Origin of the sequence: Streptomyces axinellae (genome assembly GCF_039532135.1) — a bacterium.
Lineage (GTDB): Bacteria > Actinomycetota > Actinomycetes > Streptomycetales > Streptomycetaceae > Streptomyces > Streptomyces axinellae.
Window position 1 is genome coordinate 61,538 of the sequence record NZ_BAAARJ010000012.1, and the last position, 18,752, is coordinate 80,289.

Below are 18,752 nucleotides of genomic sequence, written 5' to 3' on the forward strand. Positions count from 1 at the left end.
CGTCCGGGTGACGGTGCCAGGGTGTGCTCAGGCATTCGGCGGCAGCTCCGTTCCCGCACCGCGCAGGCGTACGGCGACTCGCTCGTGGGCCCGCTCCTGGCGCCGGTGTGCCGGAAGTGTGGCCTCCCCGGCGCCTTCGACGACGAAGCCGGCATCGGCGATCATGTCCAGGTCGGCCTGGCCCGCCTGGCCCTCGCTGGTGAGGTAGTCGCCCAGGAACATGGAGTTGGCCAGGTGCAGGGCCAGTGGCTGGAGCGAGCGCAGATGCACCTCGCGTCCGCCCGCGAGCCGCACCTCGATGTCCGGGCACAGGAACCGCACCATCGCCAGGATGCGCAGCGCCTGATGCGGCGTCAGGTTCCACTCCTGGCCCAGCGGGGTGCCCTCGAACGGGATCAGGAAGTTGACCGGCACCGAGTCCGCGTCCAGCTCACGCAGCGCCAGCACCACATCGACCAGGTCCTCGTCGCTCTCGCCCATCCCCGCGATCAGCCCCGAGCAGGGCGAGAGGCCCGCCTCCCGCGCCCGCTCCACGGTCTCCACCCGGTCCGCGTACTCGTGGGTGGTGCAGATGTCGCCGTATGCCGCCTGCGAGGTGTTGAGGTTGTGGTTGTAGGCGTCGGCGCCCGCCTCCCGCAGCCGCCCGGCCTGCCCCTCCTTGAGCAGCCCGAGGCAGGCGCAGACCTCCACCCCCTCGTTGCTCTCCTTGATGGCGGAGATCGTCTCCGAGACCCGGGCCACATCGCGGTCGGTCGGGCCGCGTCCGCTGGCCACCACGCACACGCGCTTCGCCCCGCCCCGCACCCCGGCGGAGGCGGCATCGGCGGCCTGCTGGGGCTTGAGCCAGGTGTAGGTGAGGATCCCGGTGTCCGCGCCGAGCCGCTGCGAGCAGTACGAGCAGTCCTCGGGGCACAGCCCGGACTTGAGGTTGACCAGATAGTTCAGCTTCACGCGCCGGCCGAACCACCGACGGCGCACCCGCCCCGCCGCCGCGACCACATCGAGCAGTTCGTCGTCACAGGTGCGCAGTACGGCCAGCGCCTCTTCCCGCGTCGGCGTCTCGCGCCGCAGCCCCTTGTCCACCAGCGTCTTCAACAGGTCGTCCATGGACACGATCCTTGCCCATGGCACCGTGCGGGGTAATGGAGGAAGCCTACAAGGCCACTGGAGCGAGATGTGGATGTTGGCGTACATCACGCCCGGGTATGGGACGTTAGCTTCTATGCACTGCCCACAAACAAAGTGAAGAGAGCAGCCATGCCCCAGGACCCCTTCGCGTGGACCGTGACGGCGCTCGAAACCCGTCGCGCCGCCGGCCTGTTGCGCACCGTGCTGCCCCGCGCCGCCACCTGCGGACTGCTCGACCTGGCCGGGAACGACTACCTCGGCCTCACCCGGCACCCCGAGGTCACCTCGGCTGCCGCCGAAGCCGCCATGCGCTGGGGCGCGGGCGCGAGCGGCTCGCGGCTGGTGACCGGCTCCACCGCACTGCACGCCCGGCTGGAGGCGGAACTGGCGGAGTTCTGCGGTTTCGAGGCGGCCCTCGTGCTGTCTTCCGGGTACGCCGCCAACCTCGCCGCCGTCACCGCGCTCACCGCGCATGACGGGCTGATCGTCTCGGACGCGTACAACCACGCCTCCCTCATCGACGGCTGCCGCCTCTCCCGCGCCCCCACTGCCGTCGCCGCGCACGCCGACCCGGAATCCGTGGCCAAGGCCCTCGACGGCCACCGGGGGACCGGGCCGGCGCTCGCCGTCACCGACTCGGTCTTCTCCGTGGACGGGGACGCGGCACCGCTCACGGCGCTCGCCGGGGTGTGCCGGGGTGCGGGCGCCGGGCTGCTCGTCGATGACGCGCACGGACTCGGCGTGGCCGGCGAGGGCGGCCGGGGCGCCGTGCACGCGGCCGGTCTCGCGGGGACGCCGGGCACGGTCGCCACCGTCACCCTCTCCAAGTCCCTGGGCAGCCAGGGCGGTGCCGTGCTCGGGCCGGCGCCGGTGATCGCCCATCTGGTCAATACCGCGCGCACGTTCATCTTCGATACCGGCCTGGCGCCCGCGGCTGTCGGAGGCGCGCTGGCGGCCCTGCGGCTGCTGCGCCGCGAGCCGGAACGGGCCGGGCATGTCCGCGCGGCGGCGACCGCGCTCTACGAGCGGCTGAGGGCTGCCGGTCTGGAGGCCACGCGCCCGGACGCCGCCGTCGTCTCGGTGCGGGCGCCCTCGCCGGAGGCGGCCGTGCGCTGGGCCGCCGACTGCCGGGCCGCCGGGGTGCGGGTGGGCTGCTTCCGGCCGCCCTCGGTGCCCGACGGCATCTCCCGGCTGCGGCTGACGGCGCGCGGCGATCTGACCGTGAACGCGCTCGCGAAGGCGGCCGGCACGGTGATCGCCACCGCGCCGGCCGCCCGTTGAACCTGTGCGGGGTTCGTGCGATGCCGCGCTGTGCGGGGCTGTGCCGTGCTGCGCCGTGCTGCTTTGTACCGGGGTGTGCGTGCTGCCTTGTGTCCGTTGTGCCGCGTCGTGCCGTGCTGGTTCGCGTTCTGCCGTTCCCCGGTCGCCTGTTGAACCTCGCCGGCTGCCCCCGTTGGCCTCTTCCGGCCGCCCCCCGTCGAACCTTCCGCCGCACACCTCCCGCACTCCCGGCCCGCCGCCCGCCGGACGCGGGGCTCGGACCAGGCCCGGGGCCAAGATCCGTGGCGAGCGCGTCGGCGCCGGCCAGTGCGGTCAGCAGCGCGCACAGCTCCGGATCCGTGACGCCGTACGCGGCCAGGAGCCGCGAGAGGTCCTGGAGCTTGATGCCGCTGCGGCCCGTCTCGATCCTGCTCACCTTCGACTGGTGCCAGCCCACGAGTAAGGCCGCCTCCCGGCTCGTCACCCCGGCGCTGTTCCGCAGCCTCCGCAGCTCGGCCCCCAGCTTCTTGCGCCGCACCGCAGGAGCGTGTCGCATCGCCCCGCCCTCCGCTGCCCCCTCCGCTCCCCGTCCGTCCCCGGCCCAGTGGCTGCCTCCGGCTCCCGACCGCCCCGCACGGTTACCACCCCCGGCCCCCGCATCGGAACGGAACCGGGCTTTCGGTGTCCCAATGTGCGCTTGCCCCGCCGAGTTCACCGCTTCGAGCGACAGATATATGCACAACGCCGGGTTCGCGCGCGCGGCGGCACGGGGGATGGCACTCTGTCGCGCAGCGGCGATCCGGGCCCTCCGTCTCCTCAAGCAGCTTGCCGCCGCGCGACGGAGCACCGGCCCCGGCGGGAAAGGGATGGCCTGGCCATGGCAGACCACCAGGAAGCGACCATCACCCTGCCGAGCGCGCCCGCCTCGGTCACAGCGGCACGCAGATACGTCACCGACGTACTCCACGAGTGGGGCGTCGGCGACGGCGCCGAAACGGTGGAATCCCTGCGCCTGATCGTCTCGGAGCTGGCGACCAACGCCGTGCAGCACACCAGGGGCCAGTCCCCGACCTTCACCGTGGAGCTGCGCCGCGAGGGCGTCGAACAGCTGAGCCTCGGCGTGACCGACAGCGATCCGCGCGCCCCGCAGCGGCTCCCCGCGGGCGTACGGCAGGACAACGGCCGCGGCCTCCTCATCATCGGCGCCCTCACCTCCGAGGCAGGCGGCAGGCTGGCCATCACGCCCGTCCGCGACGGCGGCAAGACGGTCCGGGTCACCCTGCCCTGGATCCCCGTCCCCCTGGGTTGACCAACGGCCCGCTCCGGCCAGGCCCGGCTCACCAGCGGCGCGCCGAGCGTCTGCGCAGCCGCCACGGCATCGCGGCCCACAGCCCCACGCACCCCGCCAGCACCCCGCCCGCCACGGCGAACCCGGCGGCCCGCCCCACCACGACGTCGCCGATCAGCAGCACGGAGCCGGTGAACGCCAGCGCGAGCAGGCTCATCCCGCACCCGGCCAGCCGCGCCGAAACCTCCACGATCAGCCGCTTGACGCCGCGTCCGAACAGCACCCGGTGCACGGCCGCGGGGGCGATCAGCAGCATCGCGGCGCAGACCGCGAGAAGCAGCGTCACCACATAGATTCCGCGCTGCACCGAATCCAGCGAGGGGAAGCGGGGGGTGAAGGCGAGGGTCAGCAGAAAGGCGAAGAGGATCTGCACGCCTGTCTGGAGCACGCGCAACTCCTGGAGCAGCTCGGCGAAGTTGCGATCGGCGCGCTCCAGCGGCGTCTCGTTCCGGGTGTCGTCCATGCCGGACGGGTAGCCCGTCGGCCCCGGCCCACTCCCCGCGTACGCCCCGCCGTTCAGCGGGTCTTGTCTCCCGGCCCGGCCTCCGGCAGCCCCACGAGCGCGGCCCGCCGCTCCCCGTCCAGGACGCGCAGGGCCCGCGCGAGGGTGGGTGCGTGCACCTGGCTCTCGCCCCGCTCGTGCATCAAGGTCAGCGCGTCCCGCAGCACGGCCGCCTTGCCGACCAGCCCCTGAGCGGCGCGAAGTCCCCGGTATGTGTCGTGCCCGCGCGCCGGGTTGATCCTGGCCAGCAGGTCGATCACGTCCAAGTAGGCGTCCACCACCTCGCATTCGGCACGTGTCAGCGCGGGCAGCGGCGGCAGTTCGGGCGGCATCATCCGGATCGCCCCCGCCTCAGACCCGCGAGGTGGCCGCGCCGGGCTTGCGGCTGGTGGTGATCCGGTCGATCAGCCCGTAGGCGAGGGCCTGTTCGGCGTCGAAGATCTTGTCGCGCTCGATGTCCGCGCTGACCTTGTTCCTGGGCTGTCCGGTGTGCCGTTCGTACAGCTCCTCCAGCAGTTCGCGGGTGCGCAGCATTTCCCGGGCCTGGATCTCCAGGTCGTCGGCCTGCCCCTGTACCGGCTCGTGGATCGAGGGCTGGTGGATGAGCACGCGTGCGCCCGGCAGCGCCAGCCGCTTGCCCGGGGCCCCGGCGGCCAGCAGCACCGAGGCGGCCGAGGCCGCCTGCCCCAGGCAGACCGTCTCCACGTCGCAGCTGATGAACCGCATCGTGTCGTAGATCGCGGTCATCGCGGTGAAGGAGCCGCCGGGGGAGTTGATGTACAGCGAGATGTCCTGGTCGGGTGCGCTGTGTTCGAGGTGGATGAACTGCGCCATCACATCGTTGGCGGACGTGTCGTCGATCTGGGTGCCCAGGAAGACGATCCGCTCCGCCATGAGCTTGGAATACGGGTCCATCGTGCGCAGGCCACTGCTCGTGCGCTCGGTGAACTCGGGCAGAACGTAGCGGGCTGTCGGCTGATTCCGCATCGGTATCGCTCTCCACAGTCTCGGGTGCCGCGACGCCTTGAGCGCTCGCGACTGAGCCGCACGTCAGTAAAAAATGTACAGGACGTACGGAACGTATGCTGGGGAGCATGGCTTACGAGATTCCGGTGACGCAAGCCCGGGCCGAACTGGCCGACCTGATCAACCGCGTCGTCTACGGCGGTGAGCGCGTCGTGGTCACCCGGCACGGCAAGCCGCTCGTGGGGCTCGTATCCGCCGCTGACCTGGAGCGACTCGACGCTCAGGAGGAGCGGGAACAGGAGGAGGTCATCAGCACCGTCTCCGGCTTCCGCGAGCGGGGCTCCGCTGCGGGCGAACGGGAGCGGCGGCGTTTCGGCATCGCCGCGGAACACCACGGCCCGGCCGCGGGTGACCGGCGGCCGGGCCGGGAGAGCTGAGCCCCTCGGGGCGGTGACTCAGGAGCTGAGCTGCCAGACGGCGTGGGCGACCGCGTCACTGTGCAGGTCGAGCGCCTTCGCGTCGATGTTCGTGGTGGTGTCGCATGCCGAGTGGTAGCACTGGTCGTACGCCCTGCCCGCCGTGCCGCCCCACTTGCGCGCCTGCGCCTGGGTCTTGATGGCCCCGGCCCCGGTGAAGCTGCCGCCGACGGTGACGCCCGCGTCCTTGAACGAGGCGTGGTCGCTTCGCCCGGCCGTCTCCGTGGAGGGCTCCGTCGCCACGCCCTTGGCGGCGAACCAATCCTTGAAGACGGCCTCGATGGACGCGTCGTCGTTGTAGACGAAGTGACCCGCGTTCGGTGAGCCGATCATGTCGAAGTTCAGATACGCGTCGATCTTCCCCAACTCGCTCTGGGGGAGGCTGTTGACGTAGTTCCGGGAGCCGACCATGCCCTGCTCCTCGGCGCCCCACCAGGCGAAGCGCAGATGCCTGGCCGGGGCGAGGTCCGCCTTGGCGACGGCCAGCGCGGTCTCCAGGATCCCGGCCGACCCGGAACCGTTGTCGTTGATCCCGGGGCCGGAGCGCACCGAGTCCAGGTGCGCCCCGGTCATCACGGTGCTGCCGGTGCCGCCCTTGGGCCAGTCGGCGATCAGGTTGTAGCCGGTGGTGCCGCCGCTGGTGAAGCTCTGGATGCTGGTCGTGAAACCGGCCGTGTCCAGTTTCTTCTTCAGGTAGTCGAGCGAGGCACGGTACCCGGGCCTGCCGTGTGCCCGGTTGCCGCCGTTGGCCGCGGCGAGCACCTGGAGGTCCTTGAGGTCCTGCTGGACGTCGGCCACGGATATGTCCGGGGCCTCGGCCGCCGCGCCGGTACGGTCCGGACTGGCCTGCGCCCCGCTGGCGGAGAGGAGGGTGAGGGCGAGTACCGCGCTCACCGAGGCGGCCAGGGCCGCGCGGCGCTGGTGTCCGTGTACCGACAGGTGCCTGCGTATCGGCTGATGTCTGCGTATCACTGTGGGCTCCGATGCTGAAATGGGGGGGGTGGGTGAGGGGTCGCCCGGAGCGGCGGAATCATGTGACGCGGACATGAGACTGGTGCCGTGGTGATGCCCCGTCAAGAGCAGGTAATGGACAGCGGGTTACGTCGGGCGGAGAGGTATCCCGCGGGGGCGACGGCCGGGGCGGGCCGGGTCGGTGGCGAGGTGGCCGGGGAGTCCGCCTCGGGGGATTTACCCCGCTGAATCGGCGCGACCTCGACCTCCGAGGCAGTTGGGGCACCAGCAGCCTCCGGGGCAGTTGGGGCACCCGTTTCACGTGTGTGATACATCTACCTGGCGTGTGTGTCGCCGCGAGTGAAGTGGGCAGTCCCGGCCCCGGCGCGACGACGTGAGGTGGAGAGTATGCAATTGACCCCGCACGAGCAGGAGCGGCTGCTCATTCACGTGGCGGCCGACGTGGCGCAGCGGCGCAAGGACCGGGGGCTGCGCCTCAACCACCCCGAGGCCATCGCGCTGATCACCGTGCACGTCCTGGAGGGCGCGCGTGACGGGCGCAGCGTCGCGGAGCTGATGAATTCCGGACGCACGGTCCTCACCCGCGGCGACGTCATGGACGGGATCCCCGAGATGATCCACGACGTCCAGGTCGAGGCCACCTTCCCTGACGGCACCAAGCTCGTCACCGTCCACGAGCCCATAGCCTGACGAGGAGGACGCCATGATTCCCGGAGAGATCCTCTACGCCGAGGAGCCCGTGCCCGTCAACGAGGGCGCCGAAGTGACCCGGCTGACCGTCCTCAACGCCGCCGACCGGCCCGTCCAGGTCGGTTCCCACTACCACTTCGCCGAGGCCAACCCGGGCTTGGAGTTCGACCGCGAGGCCGCACGCGGCAAGCGCCTCGACATCGCAGCGGGCACCGCCGTGCGCTTCGAGCCCGGTATCCCCGTCGATGTCGCCCTCGTACCCATCAGCGGCAGGCGCGTGGTCGCCGGACTCCGCTCGGCCACAGGAGGCCCCCTCGATGCTTGAGCTCTCCCGCGCCGCCTACGCCGACCTGTTCGGCCCCACCGCCGGCGACCGCATCCGGCTCGCCGACACCTCGCTCGTCGTCGAGATCGAGCGCGATCTGTCCGGCGGGCCCGGCCGCTCCGGCGACGAGGCCGTCTTCGGCGGGGGCAAGGTCATCCGCGAGTCCATGGGCCAGGCCCTGACCACCCGTGCGGAAGGCGCCCCCGACACGGTCATCACCGGTGCGCTCGTCCTCGACCACTGGGGCGTCGTCAAGGCCGACATCGGTATCCGTGACGGCCGCGTCACCGCGCTCGGCAAGGCCGGCAACCCCGACACCATGGACGGCGTACACCCCGATCTGGTGATCGGCCCCGAGACGGAGATCATCGCGGGCAACGGCAAGATCCTCACCGCCGGCGCCATCGACGCACACGTCCACTTCATCTGCCCGCAGATCGTCGACGAGGCCCTCGCCTCGGGCATCACCACCCTCGTCGGCGGCGGCACCGGGCCCGCCGAGGGCTCCAAGGCCACGACCGTCACCCCCGGCGCCTGGCACACCGCCCGCACCCTGGAGGGCATGGAAGGGCTGCCGGTCAACGTCGGCCTGCTCGGCAAGGGCAATACCGTCTCGCGCGACGCGATGTTCGCCCAACTGCGCGGGGGCGCCGTCGGGTTCAAGATCCACGAGGACTGGGGCGCCACCCCGGCCGCCATCGACGCCTGTCTGTCGGTCTGCGACGAGACCGGTGCCCAGGTCGCCATCCACACCGACACCCTCAACGAGGCCGGGTTCGTCGGCGACACCCTCGCCGCGATCGCCGGACGCGGCATCCACGCGTACCACACCGAGGGCGCGGGCGGCGGGCACGCGCCCGACATCATCACCGTCGTCGGCGAGCCGAACGTCCTTCCCTCCTCCACCAACCCGACGCGGCCCCACACCGTCAACACGATCGAGGAACACCTCGACATGCTGATGGTCTGCCACCATCTCAACCCCGCCGTGCCGGAAGATCTCGCCTTCGCGGAATCCCGCATCAGGCCCGGCACCATCGCGGCCGAGGACGTCCTGCACGACCTAGGCGCCATCTCGATCATCTCCTCCGACTCGCAGGCCATGGGCCGGATCGGGGAAGTGGTCCTGCGCACCTGGCAGACCGCGCACGTGATGAAGGAGCGCTACGGCGCGCTCGCGGGCGACGGGCAGGCCGACAATCTGCGGGCGCGTCGCTATGTCGCCAAATACACGATCAACCCGGCCGTCGCGCAGGGCATGGACGACGAGATCGGCTCCGTGGAGCCCGGCAAGCTCGCCGACCTCGTGCTGTGGGACCCCGCGTTCTTCGGCGTCAAGCCGCTGACCGTCATCAAGGGCGGGCAGATCGCCTACGCGCAGATCGGCGACGCCAACGCCTCCATCCCCACCCCGCAGCCGGTGCTGCCCCGCCCGATGTTCGGGGCGAAGGGGCGCGCGCCCGGCTCCAACTCGGTCAACTTCGTGACACCGAACGCGCTCGATGACGGCCTGCCCGAACGGCTGGCCCTCACCAAGCGGTTCGTCGCCATCCGCGACACCCGGCCCGTCACCAAGGCCGACATGCGGGAGAACGACGCCCGCCCAGATGTACGGGTGAACCCCGACACCTTCACCGTCACGGTCGACGGGACGCAGATCGAACCGGCTCCGGCCACCGAACTGCCCATGGCTCAGCGCTACTTCCTGTTCTGAGCGAATCCCCCCCCCGCGCGGCGGCGCGACGCCGGGGAGCACTGCCGACGCGGGCGCGATGTCACCGCCGGGCACCGCATCGCGCCCCCCGTCGTGCCGGAACGAAGTCAGGAGGACTCCCACATGAGCGGTGCCGCAGCCTTGCTGCTGCTCGCCGACGGCCGGTTCCCGGCCGGTGGACACGCCCACTCGGGAGGGGCCGAAGCAGCGGTGAAGGCCGGCCGTGTCCAAGGCGCCGCCGGGCTGGAGCGGTTCTGCACCGGCCGGCTGCACACGACGGGCCTGACGGCGGCGGCCCTGGCCGCCGCTGCCGCCGCCGGGCACGACCCGCTCGCGCTCGACGAGGCCGCCGACGCGCGCACCCCCTCACCCGCGCTCCGCCGCACGGCCCGCAGGTTGGGCCGGCAGATGATGCGCGCGGCCCGCGCCACCTGGCCGGGAGCCGAACTCGACGCGCTGGCCGCCGCCCTGCCCAAGGGCGCGCACCAGCCCGTCGTGCTGGGCCTGGCCGCGCGCTCGGCGGGGCTCGGACCCCTGGACGCGGCCTACGCGGCGGCCTACGAGAGCGTGAGCGGACCGGCGACGGCGGCCGTACGGCTGCTGAGCCTCGACCCGTTCGACGCCACCGCCGTCCTCGCCCGCCTCGCTCCCGCGACGGACGAGGTGGCACACAGGGCAGCCGAAGCCGCCCAGGGGGACATCGCCGGGCTGCCCGCCGCCTCGGCGCCGCTGCTCGACATCACCGCCGAGCAGCACGCGGCCTGGGACGTACGCCTCTTCGCCTCCTGACCCGCCTCCCCGCCTCCCGGCCAGGCGCGGGCCGCATCGACGCACCTCCCCGCGCCACCCCTGCCGGCCGCTCCGGACCACAGCACCAACACCCGCACCACACAGCACCACCCCGGAGGAACCATGCACCTCGACCACGGCACCACCTACCCCGAGCGCCACAGCGCCGCCAAGACGCTTCCGGACGGCAGCCGCCGCGCGCTGCGGATCGGCCTCGGCGGGCCCGTCGGCTCGGGCAAGACCGCGACGGTGGCCGCCTTGTGCCGCGCCCTGCGCGACACGTACTCGCTCGCCGTCGTCACCAACGACATCTACACCCGTGAGGACGCCGCCTTTCTGCTGCGGGAGGCCGTGCTGCCGCCCGAGCGGATCACGGCCGTGGAGACCGGCGCCTGCCCGCACACCGCGATCCGCGACGACATCTCCGCGAACCTGGAGGCCGTCGAGGACCTCGAAGAGGCAGTCGGCCCGCTCGACCTGGTCCTCGTGGAGTCCGGCGGGGACAACCTGACCGCCACCTTCTCCAAGGGGCTGACCGACGCGCAGGTCTTCGTCATCGACGTCGCGGGCGGCGACGACATCCCGCGCAAGGGCGGCCCCGGCGTCAGCACCGCCGACCTGCTCGTGATCAACAAGACCGACCTGGCCCCCTACGTCGGCTCCGACCTGGAGGCGATGGCCCGCGACGCCAAGAAGCAGCGCGGCGAGCTTCCCGTCATCCTCCAGTCGCTGCGCACCGACCCGGGCGTGGAGACCGCGGCCGACTGGGTGCGCGCCCAACTCGCCGACTGGGCCGCCCCGGCCGCGCGGCCGGCATGACATCCGTGGCACTCACCGAAACCCCCGGGCGGACAGGCGTCCCCGCCGCCGTCGCACCTCCCGGCCCTTTCCCCGCCCTCGATCCCGTCACCGGTCCGGGACCCGGCACCGGCCCGGCCGGCGTGCGCGCGCACGCACGGGTGCGGGCCGTGCCCGACGGCCGGGGCGGCACCTCGCTGCCGGTGCTCAGCGGCGAGGCCCCGTTCGCCCTGCGGCGCACCCGCTCGGCCGACCCCGCCCGCGCCCGGGTCACTCTCGTCGGAGCCATGAGCGCGCCCCTGGGCGGCGACCGGCTCACCGTCGAGGCGAGCGTCGAGGCGGGTGCCGCGCTGCGGCTCGACGGCAGCGCCGCCACCATCGCGCTGCCGGGCCGCACCCGCGAACCCGCCTGCTACGACGTACGGCTGAGCGTCGGCGACGGGGGAGAGGCGCACTGGCTGCCCGAACAGCTGATCTCCGCCCAGGGCAGCGACCTGCGCCAGACCCTCGGCGTGGAGCTGGCGCCCGGTGCCCGGCTGGTGCTGCGCGACGAGCAGGTGCTCGGGCGTACGGGCGAGGAGCCGGGCCGCCTCAGCAGCCGGCTCACCGTGCGCCGCGCGGGCCGCCCGCTGCTCGACCAGCAGCTCGACTACGGGCCCGGCGCGCCCGGCTGGGACGGCGGCGCCGTACTGGGCGGCAACCGCGCCGTGGGCCAGCTCCTGATCGTCGATCCGGAGCCGGGCCGGCTCCCCACGGAACCGAAGGTGCTGGGCCCCACCGCCGTACTGACACCGCTGGCGGGCCCGGCGATTCTCATCAGCGCCGTGGCGCCGGACGCGCTCCAGCTCAGACGCGTGCTCGACCAGTCGTACACCTTTACGTCTTGGTAAAGAACGCCCCTCGGCCCTGTCCCTTACGGAGGGCTTGGGACAAAGATCCTCGTGACACCACCGTGGTCACCGGCCCACCGCCGCCGCATGCGCGGCGTTCGGCACTGGCGGACCGAGGTCAGACACAGGACAGAGGGGGGAATCGTGAACAGACGGAAGGCGGCCGCAGCCGCAGCCGGCACCATCGCCGCCGGAGCCCTCACCGCGGGTCTCATAGCCGTCCCGTCCGCGTTCGCGGACGGCGGCACGGACTCGCGGGACGCTTCCGCCAAGCGGGCCGGTTCCGCCGAGGCGCGCGGCGTGCAGAAGGCCGCCGCCCGCGCGGCGCGCGCGGGCATCGACTGGAAGGACTGCCCCGCGGACTGGAACATCAAGGCTCCCGTCCAGTGCGGCTGGGTCACCGTCCCGCTCGACTACGCCAAGCCCGGCGGCAAAACCATCAAGATCGCTGTAGACCGGGCGCGCAGCACCGGCGGCAAGGACGAGCGCCAAGGCTCCCTCGTCTACAACCCCGGCGGCCCCGGCGGCTCGGGCATGGCCTTCCCCAAGCGGATACCCGACAAGAACCCCCTGTGGGCCAAGGCCGCCACCGCCTACGACTTCGTCGGCTTCGACCCGCGTGGCGTCGGCCACTCCGCACCGATCTCGTGTGCCGACCCGCAGGAGTGGGTCAAGGCGCCCAAGGCCGACCCGGTGCCCGACAGCGAGGCTGACAAGAAGGCCCAGCGCAAGCTCGCCAAGGAGTACGCGGACGGCTGCAAGGAGCGCAGCGGCGCCCTGCTGGCCCAGATGACGACGCCCAACGCGGCCCGCGACCTCGATGTGATCCGCGCGGCACTCGGCGACAAGAAGCTGAACTTCCTCGGCGTCTCCTACGGCACCTACATGGGCGCCGTCTATGCCGAGCTGTTCCCCGGCCACGTCCGCCGGATGATCACCGACAGCGTGGTCAACCCCTCGCCGAAGAAGATCTGGTACGACGTCAACCTCGACCAGGACATCGCCTTCCAGACCCGCTGGGAGGACTGGAAGAAGTGGGTGGCCGAGCACGACGACGTCTACGGTATCGGCGCCACCCCCGACAAGATCGAGGCCAAGTGGCGTGAGCTGCGCGCCACTGCCAAGAAGGACCCGATCGGGGGCGTCGTCGGCCCCTCCGAGCTGCTCAACTTCTTCCAGAGCGCGCCCTACTACGACTCCGCCTGGGCCTCGGTCGCCTCGGTGTGGTCGGCCTACCTCAAGGGCGACGAGAAGCCGCTGATCGAGAGCGCTGGCCCGGACATGTCGGACGTGGCGGGCAACAAGAGCAGCGAGAACAGCAACGCCGTCTACACCGCCGTCGAGTGCAACGACGCCCAGTGGCCGCGCGACTGGAAGACCTGGGACCGCGACAACACCAGGCTGCACGAGAAGTACCCCTTCCTCACCTGGTCCAACGCCTGGATGAACTACCCCTGCGCCGTCTGGCCGCTCAAGCAGCACAAGGCCACCGACGTGCGCGCGAAGACCGCGCACCCCGTACTGCTGATCCAGGCCACGCGGGACGCCGCCACCCCGTACCCCGGCGGCGTGGAACTGCACAAGCGCCTCAAGGGCTCCCGTCTGATCACCGAGAAGGACGCGGGCTCCCACGGCATCACCAACCTGAAGAACGACTGCATCAACAAGCGGGTCGACGCCTACCTCCTCAAGGGCACCATCGACTCCAAGGACATCACCTGCGGCCCGCACGCCACCCCCCAGCCGCAGAAGTCCACCGCCAGGGCGAAAACCGTGGCCGGCCTCAAGTGAGCGCACCGGCACCGCCGGGCGCCTGAGGTCCGGCCGGGCCGAGGCCGCGTTCCGGCCGGGGCCGGCCGGGACCGGCGAGGGGCGGACCGGAATCCCCGGTCCGCCCCTCGTGCGTGTGCCGCCGTCCGCCGCTAGCCGTACTGCCGCCGTCCGCCGCGCCGCGCGGACCCTCAGGCCCCGCGTCCGGCCAGCCAGCGGTCCTCCGCCCCGTAGTCGAACAGGTCGCCCATGGGATCGTAGGCGGCGGCCATCTCGGGGAATGCCTCGCGCCAGTCCCGCCCGCGGGTCCGACCGGCCAGCCAGGTGGCCGTCTCCGGCAGGGCCTCCTCGTACGTGATGACGGCGCGGTATCCCAACTCCCGCTCCGCCGCGCTCATATCGAGCACCATCGGATGCGGCAGCGACCACGGGGTGCGGCCCACGGTCGGCTCCCCCTGCGGGGGCGACCCCTCCAGCAGCACCGTCTCGCACTCCCAGCCCAGCACCGCATCCAGCGCCTCCGCCATCGCCGAGACGGTGGGGGGCTCGGGATCGGCGGCGTTCAGGATCCGCGAGCCGGGCTGCCGCGCTGCGAGCCGCACCAGTTCGGCGATGTTCTCCACGTGCGCCGGGTGGAAGCGGCTCTCGCCCCGGTGCGCGAGCACCCGCACCCGTCGCCCGTCCAGCCACCGTTTGACGAAGTACAGCTCGCGCGGGGTACGGCAGTGCGGGCCCCAGACGGCGGCGGGGCGCAGCACGGTGACGGGCATCCGCGTGCCCAGCGCCAGCAACTCCTGTTCGAGGAGCACCTTCCGGGCGCCGGGACGATCGTCCGGCTCCACCGTCGGCTGCGACTCGGTGACCGGTACCGGGTAGCGCGGATAGCCGTCCGGTTCGCTCTGCGTGCCGAAGCCGCGCCCGCGCTCGTCCACATACACCGCGGCGCTGGAGAGGACGACGGCCGACCCGACCCGGTCGGCGAGACCGGCCAGCTGGCTGCTGTGCGCTCGCGTCATGGCCGTCACATCCAGCAGCAGCTCGAAGCCGTCGCCCACCTCCGCCGCCAGTGCGCCCTCCTCGTTCCGGTCGAGCGCGGCCGTACGCACGTCTCCGGGCCAGCTCTCATCACCACCGCCGGTGCGCGAGGCGGCCGTCACCTCCCACCCGTCGCGGGCGAGCGACCGCACTGCCGCCCGCCCGATCTGCCCTGTAGCTCCCAGCACCAATGCTCGTGAACCGTGTGTCATAGCCGCACGCTAGGTCAGCTTCGACCAGGCAGGACAGGCAGTTTCGCCCTGGGAGGACTACGCTCACAGAGGACGGTGCCGAGCCCCGGCCTGGGCGGCTTCAGGCGGTACGCCGCCCGCCCTTGCCACGGGCCTTCTCCTGTGCCCGCTCCTCGGCCTGCGCCGCCTTCGCCTCGGGCGCGTACATGTCCACGTATTCCTGGCCGGACAGCTGCATGATCTCGTGGATGATCTCGTCGGTGACGGCCCGCAGCACCGTGCGCTCCTTCTCCAGTCCCGCGAACCGGGAGAACTCCAGTGGCTCGCCGAACCGTATGGTCACCCGGCCCATGCGGGGCACCTTCCGTCCGGGCGGCTGGAGTTCGAAGGTGCCGACCATCGCGCACGGCACCACCGGCACCCCCGCGCCGAGCGCCATCGCGGCGACCCCGACCCGGCCCTTGTAGAGGCGACCGTCGTGGGAGCGGGTGCCCTCGGGGTAGATCCCGAGCAGCTCGCCCTTGCGCAGCACACCCAGGCCCTCGTCGATGGCGGCCTGCCCCGCGCCCTTGCCGGAGCGGTCCACGGGGATCTGGCCCACGCTGTGGAAGAACGCCGCGGTCAGCCGCCCCTTGAGGCCGGGACCGGTGAAATACTCCGCCTTGGCAAGAAAGGTGATGCGGCGCGGCAGGATCGCCGGCATCACGAAGTGGTCGGAGAAGGAGAGGTGGTTGCCCGCGACGATCGCCGCACCCTCTTCGGGGATGTTCTCCAGGCCCTCGATACGTGGCCGGAACGCCAGTCGCAACAGCGGCCCCAGCACCACGTACTTGAGCAGGTAGTAGAACACGGGGTCACTCCTCACGGTAGCGCGATCCCCACAAGGTGGGGCGTCATGGCAGGTCACACGACATGCGAGAAGCCCTCAGGGTAAGTGCACGCCGGTCCGCCTGCGAGTCGCCCGCGGACACTCGGTCCCGAGCCGTTGCCCAAGGTGCGGTTGAGGCACGCGGGAGCCCAACTCGCCGCTCGCCGCGGGCAAGTGACGGGAAGCCGTGCCATCCGTTCGTCGGCCGTGACCCTCGAACCCGGTCGCATCGCCTGCCGTCGCAGCCGGTTCATCCGTGTGGCCGTCCGCCTCTACCCTCCCGCCCTTGCCGCACGCAGGTGTCGATCCACGCACACAGAGCCTCCAGGGCGGACTCGGCGCGCGCGGCGTCGCCGGTGATGAGGTAGTCACCCTCCAGGCCGCCGAAGGCGCTGTTGAGCAGGGTCGCGCTGGTGAGGGCCGCGCTCTCGCTCAAGCCGCGCAGCGTCAGGCACGAGGCGACGAACTCCGCCCGCCCCCGGATGAATCCGGGCCCCGGCAAGGGGAGCCGTCCGGCCGCTGCGAGGCCCTCGATCTCGCGGATGAGCCGGGTCATCGCCAGCTCGTCCGGACTCAGGTTCCGCTCCCACGCGGAGCGGACCACGGTGCTGATCGCCACCTCCGGATCGTCCCAGCCGGGCGTGGCCCGCAGTGCCTCGTGCTGCCGTTCGTCCAGTCGCAGGAGGACCGCCGTGAGCAGGGTGTTCTTGTCGGCGAAGTGATGGGTCAGCACCCGGGTGCTCTGCCCGAGTCCTTCCGCGACCGTGCGCAGGGAGAAGCTGCCGATGCCGGTGGCGGCCAACTGCCCGATCACCGCGTCGGTCACCTCCCGCCGCCGCTGCGGGCTCGCGGTCCTGGGCACTCCCGTACCTCCTTCATCTGGACCGCTGCCCACCTGCGGCTGGTCCGTCGGTGCGCCAGTTCTCCGGCTGACTCGGGACGGGAACACTGTGGCACAACATTAGGGAAACGATTGTTACCTTTACGGATATGAAGCCATCGCTCTCCACGCGGCGGTATCTCCCGGCCGAAGGCCGGGGGAGGCTGGCCGCGCTGACCCTCGCCGCCTTCGCCGTGCAGACCGACGACTATCTGATCGTCGGGGTCCTCCCGGCGGTCTCCGAGACCGTCGGCCGCTCCGGGACGGCCACCGGCCAGCTCGTGACGGCGTATTCCCTGACCTACGCCCTCTTCGCGCCGGTCTGGGCCCTGTTGCCCTTCCACCTCCGGCGCGCGACGGCACTGCGGGGTGCGCTCATCGTCTTCACGGCGGCGAACTTCGCGATGCCGCTCGTGAATTCCTATGCCGCGCTCATGGTGCTGCGCGTCACCGCCGCACTCGCCGCCGCCGTCGTCCTGCCCACCGCCCTCGCCGATGCCGGTGCCGCAGCGCCGCCGGACCACCGGGGCCGCTACCTGGCAGCCGTCATGACGGGAGTGACGGGTGCCGTGCTGCTGGGTATCCCGGGCGGCACCTGGATCGGAGCGGCCTTCGGCTGGCGGGCCTCCTTCGTCTTCGGCGGCCTCCTCGGCCTCGGCTCGCTCCTGCTGCTGGCCCGCTTCCTGCCCGCCGAACCCCACGCGACCTCGCCACGCGCCACGCTCCGGGAGACCGTACGCCCCCTGCTCAGCGGCACCGTCTCCGCGATCCTCGCCGCGACGGCCCTCACCGTCGCGGGCAATCTCGCCTTCCAGACCTATCTCGCCCCGTTCCTCGCCGGCCTGTCCGGAGCCGGCCCCGCCGCGCTCGCCGCGCTCCTGGTCTGCTCGGGTGCCGGCGGGCTCGTGGGCACACAGGTGTCCGGCAGGCTGTGCGACCGGTACGCGCCCGGCCGGGTCTTCCTCCTCGCGAGCGCGGTTTTCTGCGCCGTGATGCTGGCCTTCGCCGGGTTGTGGGCCCTCCGGCCGGTACCGGTCGCGGTGGCCGCCGGGGTGCTGGTCATCTGGTCGGCCGCCGCGTGGGCGGTACCGCCCAGCATCCAGTCCCTGCTGCTCGCCCGCGCCGGAGCGGGAGCCGCAGCCCAGACGATGGCCGTCAACAGCAGCGCCGTCTACACGGGCGCCGCGCTGGGCGGTGCGGCCGGCGGCGCCGCCCTCGCCGCCGACCTGGGCCTGGTTCCCCTGGTCGCCGCCGCTCCCGTGCTGCTCGGCGCGCTTGTGACGGCACCGGTGCTGCGCGCCCGTGCGAACGCGGTGCCCAACGGGCACCCGCAGGCAGCCGCGACGGCGCCGCGGCCGGCTGCTGCGGCGGAGCCTGCCGGGGCAGGCAGGGGGAAGCCGGACCCGCGGCGCCGGGGGAGGCGGCGCCCGGCCAGGATCCGGCCTGACGCTTCTGGCCCGCCCGGCTCCCTGGTCCGGGCCGGCAGGCGGCCGCGGTCGCAGCCGATGACCCTGGCCGGGGCAGGGGGAGCGGGTGCGCGGAATAATGGGGGCATGTTCCGCGACTCCGTGCCTGAGGGGGCACCGCGCCGTCCGTACCCCGTCACCGATGCGACCGGGTATCTCCTCGGCCGCTGGAACATCGAGCGCACCGTGTACGACTTGAGAGCCCGGGTGGAGGGCGGCTTCCGGGGAGTCGCCGACTTCCGGACCGAGGCCGGTCCTGCCGACGCCGGACCCGAGGCGTGCCGGGGCCCCGTCCTGCACGTGGAGGAAGGGGAGTTGACCTGGGAGGGCAGGACGTATGCGGCGAGCCGCTCGCTGCGTGTGCGCGCTCGCGCCGACGGGACCGCCGATGTGGAATTCACCGACGGCCGCCCCTTCCACGACCTCGACCTGCGCACCGGCCGCTGGCTCGCCGTCCACCCCTGCGCCGCCGACCGGTACGAGGGGACCTTCCTCGCCCGCTCGGCGGATGAGTGGCACCTGGAGTGGCGGATCTCCGGCCCTGCCAAGGACCAACTGCTGCGGTCGGTCTACCGGCGGCGGGCCGACCGAGCGCGGAGGTGAGGGCGGGCGCGCGGTCTCAGCGACGCCGCGCCGGCCAGCCGGGCCGGGCCATGCCAACTGGTCCGCGGATCAGGAGAGTTG

19 protein-coding genes and 1 pseudogene are annotated in these 18,752 nt (G+C 72.3%); 11 read left to right on the forward strand and 9 right to left on the reverse strand.

Annotation, left to right across the window (positions count from 1 at the left end; genetic code table 11):
• Positions 1-27 precede the first annotated feature (27 nt).
• Entirely contained in the window at positions 28-1,107 is a 1,080-nt protein-coding gene (gene bioB, locus ABD339_RS18995; RefSeq protein ID WP_344567564.1) for a biotin synthase BioB, read from the reverse strand.
• Between the two features lie 150 nt (positions 1,108-1,257).
• Between bioB and ABD339_RS19000 the strand changes: the two genes are divergently transcribed.
• Entirely contained in the window at positions 1,258-2,409 is a 1,152-nt protein-coding gene (locus ABD339_RS19000) for an 8-amino-7-oxononanoate synthase (protein ID WP_344567565.1), read from the forward strand.
• A gap of 295 nt (positions 2,410-2,704) precedes the next feature.
• Here the strand turns inward: ABD339_RS19000 and ABD339_RS19005 are convergent.
• Positions 2,705-2,944: pseudogene (locus ABD339_RS19005) on the reverse strand (helix-turn-helix domain-containing protein); the annotation flags it as partial.
• A 321-nt stretch (positions 2,945-3,265) separates the two neighbouring features.
• On the opposite strand from ABD339_RS19005, the gene ABD339_RS19010 reads away from it, so the two are divergent.
• Positions 3,266-3,697 carry an ATP-binding protein gene (locus tag ABD339_RS19010; protein ID WP_344567566.1) on the forward strand — a complete coding sequence of 144 codons (432 nt, stop codon included), beginning with the start codon at positions 3,266-3,268 and terminating at the stop codon, positions 3,695-3,697.
• Between the two features lie 28 nt (positions 3,698-3,725).
• Here ABD339_RS19010 and ABD339_RS19015 read toward each other — a convergent pair whose 3' ends face one another.
• The 3 genes from ABD339_RS19015 to ABD339_RS19025 are packed head-to-tail and all read right to left on the reverse strand — an operon-like array spanning position 3,726 to position 5,225.
• On the reverse strand, positions 3,726-4,199 hold the full coding sequence (locus ABD339_RS19015) for a DUF6328 family protein (RefSeq protein ID WP_344567567.1): 474 nt from the start codon (positions 4,197-4,199) through the stop codon (positions 3,726-3,728).
• A gap of 53 nt (positions 4,200-4,252) precedes the next feature.
• The gene (locus tag ABD339_RS19020) at positions 4,253-4,573 is read right to left on the reverse strand and encodes a hypothetical protein (RefSeq protein ID WP_344567568.1); all 321 of its coding nucleotides are present in this window, start codon (positions 4,571-4,573) and stop codon (positions 4,253-4,255) included.
• A gap of 16 nt (positions 4,574-4,589) precedes the next feature.
• Complete coding sequence (locus ABD339_RS19025) at positions 4,590-5,225, reverse strand: ATP-dependent Clp protease proteolytic subunit (RefSeq protein WP_344567569.1); 636 nt, start codon at positions 5,223-5,225, stop codon at positions 4,590-4,592.
• A gap of 107 nt (positions 5,226-5,332) precedes the next feature.
• Here ABD339_RS19025 and ABD339_RS19030 point away from each other — a divergent pair, with 107 nt between their 5' ends.
• Positions 5,333-5,641: a type II toxin-antitoxin system Phd/YefM family antitoxin gene (locus tag ABD339_RS19030; protein ID WP_344567570.1), complete on the forward strand. Its 309-nt coding sequence runs from the start codon at positions 5,333-5,335 to the stop codon at positions 5,639-5,641.
• A gap of 18 nt (positions 5,642-5,659) precedes the next feature.
• On the opposite strand, the gene ABD339_RS19035 is transcribed toward ABD339_RS19030, so the two are convergent.
• The gene (locus ABD339_RS19035; RefSeq protein WP_344567571.1) at positions 5,660-6,652 is read right to left on the reverse strand and encodes a M28 family metallopeptidase; all 993 of its coding nucleotides are present in this window, start codon (positions 6,650-6,652) and stop codon (positions 5,660-5,662) included.
• Positions 6,653-7,039: 387 nt separating this feature from the next.
• Between ABD339_RS19035 and ABD339_RS19040 the strand changes: the two genes are divergently transcribed.
• From ABD339_RS19040 to ABD339_RS19070, 7 genes are all read left to right on the forward strand, one after another.
• Positions 7,040-7,342: an urease subunit gamma gene (locus ABD339_RS19040; protein WP_344567572.1), complete on the forward strand. Its 303-nt coding sequence runs from the start codon at positions 7,040-7,042 to the stop codon at positions 7,340-7,342.
• A gap of 13 nt (positions 7,343-7,355) precedes the next feature.
• On the forward strand, positions 7,356-7,667 hold the full coding sequence (locus ABD339_RS19045; RefSeq protein ID WP_344567573.1) for an urease subunit beta: 312 nt from the start codon (positions 7,356-7,358) through the stop codon (positions 7,665-7,667).
• Positions 7,660-9,381, forward strand: coding sequence for an urease subunit alpha (locus tag ABD339_RS19050; RefSeq protein ID WP_344567574.1), 1,722 nt, complete (start codon positions 7,660-7,662; stop codon positions 9,379-9,381). Before ABD339_RS19045 ends, ABD339_RS19050 begins: the two co-directional genes overlap by 8 nt.
• A gap of 123 nt (positions 9,382-9,504) precedes the next feature.
• Positions 9,505-10,170 carry an urease accessory protein UreF gene (locus tag ABD339_RS19055; RefSeq protein WP_344567575.1) on the forward strand — a complete coding sequence of 222 codons (666 nt, stop codon included), beginning with the start codon at positions 9,505-9,507 and terminating at the stop codon, positions 10,168-10,170.
• Between the two features lie 123 nt (positions 10,171-10,293).
• A complete protein-coding gene (gene ureG / locus ABD339_RS19060) occupies positions 10,294-10,989 on the forward strand; it encodes an urease accessory protein UreG (protein WP_344567576.1) in 696 nt (231 codons plus the stop codon).
• Positions 10,986-11,858, forward strand: a complete 873-nt coding sequence (locus ABD339_RS19065; protein ID WP_425576028.1) for an urease accessory protein UreD — start codon at positions 10,986-10,988, stop codon at positions 11,856-11,858. Before ureG ends, ABD339_RS19065 begins: the two co-directional genes overlap by 4 nt.
• A 144-nt stretch (positions 11,859-12,002) precedes the next feature.
• Positions 12,003-13,649: an alpha/beta hydrolase gene (locus ABD339_RS19070; RefSeq protein ID WP_344567577.1), complete on the forward strand. Its 1,647-nt coding sequence runs from the start codon at positions 12,003-12,005 to the stop codon at positions 13,647-13,649.
• A gap of 170 nt (positions 13,650-13,819) precedes the next feature.
• On the opposite strand, the gene ABD339_RS19075 is transcribed toward ABD339_RS19070, so the two are convergent.
• From ABD339_RS19075 to ABD339_RS19085, 3 genes are all read right to left on the reverse strand, one after another.
• On the reverse strand, positions 13,820-14,875 hold the full coding sequence (locus tag ABD339_RS19075) for an NAD-dependent epimerase/dehydratase family protein (protein ID WP_344567578.1): 1,056 nt from the start codon (positions 14,873-14,875) through the stop codon (positions 13,820-13,822).
• Positions 14,876-14,975: 100 nt separating this feature from the next.
• On the reverse strand, positions 14,976-15,704 hold the full coding sequence (locus tag ABD339_RS19080; protein WP_344567579.1) for a lysophospholipid acyltransferase family protein: 729 nt from the start codon (positions 15,702-15,704) through the stop codon (positions 14,976-14,978).
• Positions 15,705-15,972: 268 nt separating this feature from the next.
• Complete coding sequence (locus ABD339_RS19085) at positions 15,973-16,584, reverse strand: TetR family transcriptional regulator (protein WP_344567580.1); 612 nt, start codon at positions 16,582-16,584, stop codon at positions 15,973-15,975.
• A 128-nt stretch (positions 16,585-16,712) separates the two neighbouring features.
• On the opposite strand from ABD339_RS19085, the gene ABD339_RS19090 reads away from it, so the two are divergent.
• Positions 16,713-18,671, forward strand: coding sequence for an MFS transporter (locus ABD339_RS19090; RefSeq protein ID WP_344567581.1), 1,959 nt, complete (start codon positions 16,713-16,715; stop codon positions 18,669-18,671).
• The last annotated feature ends 81 nt before the right edge of the window (positions 18,672-18,752 follow it).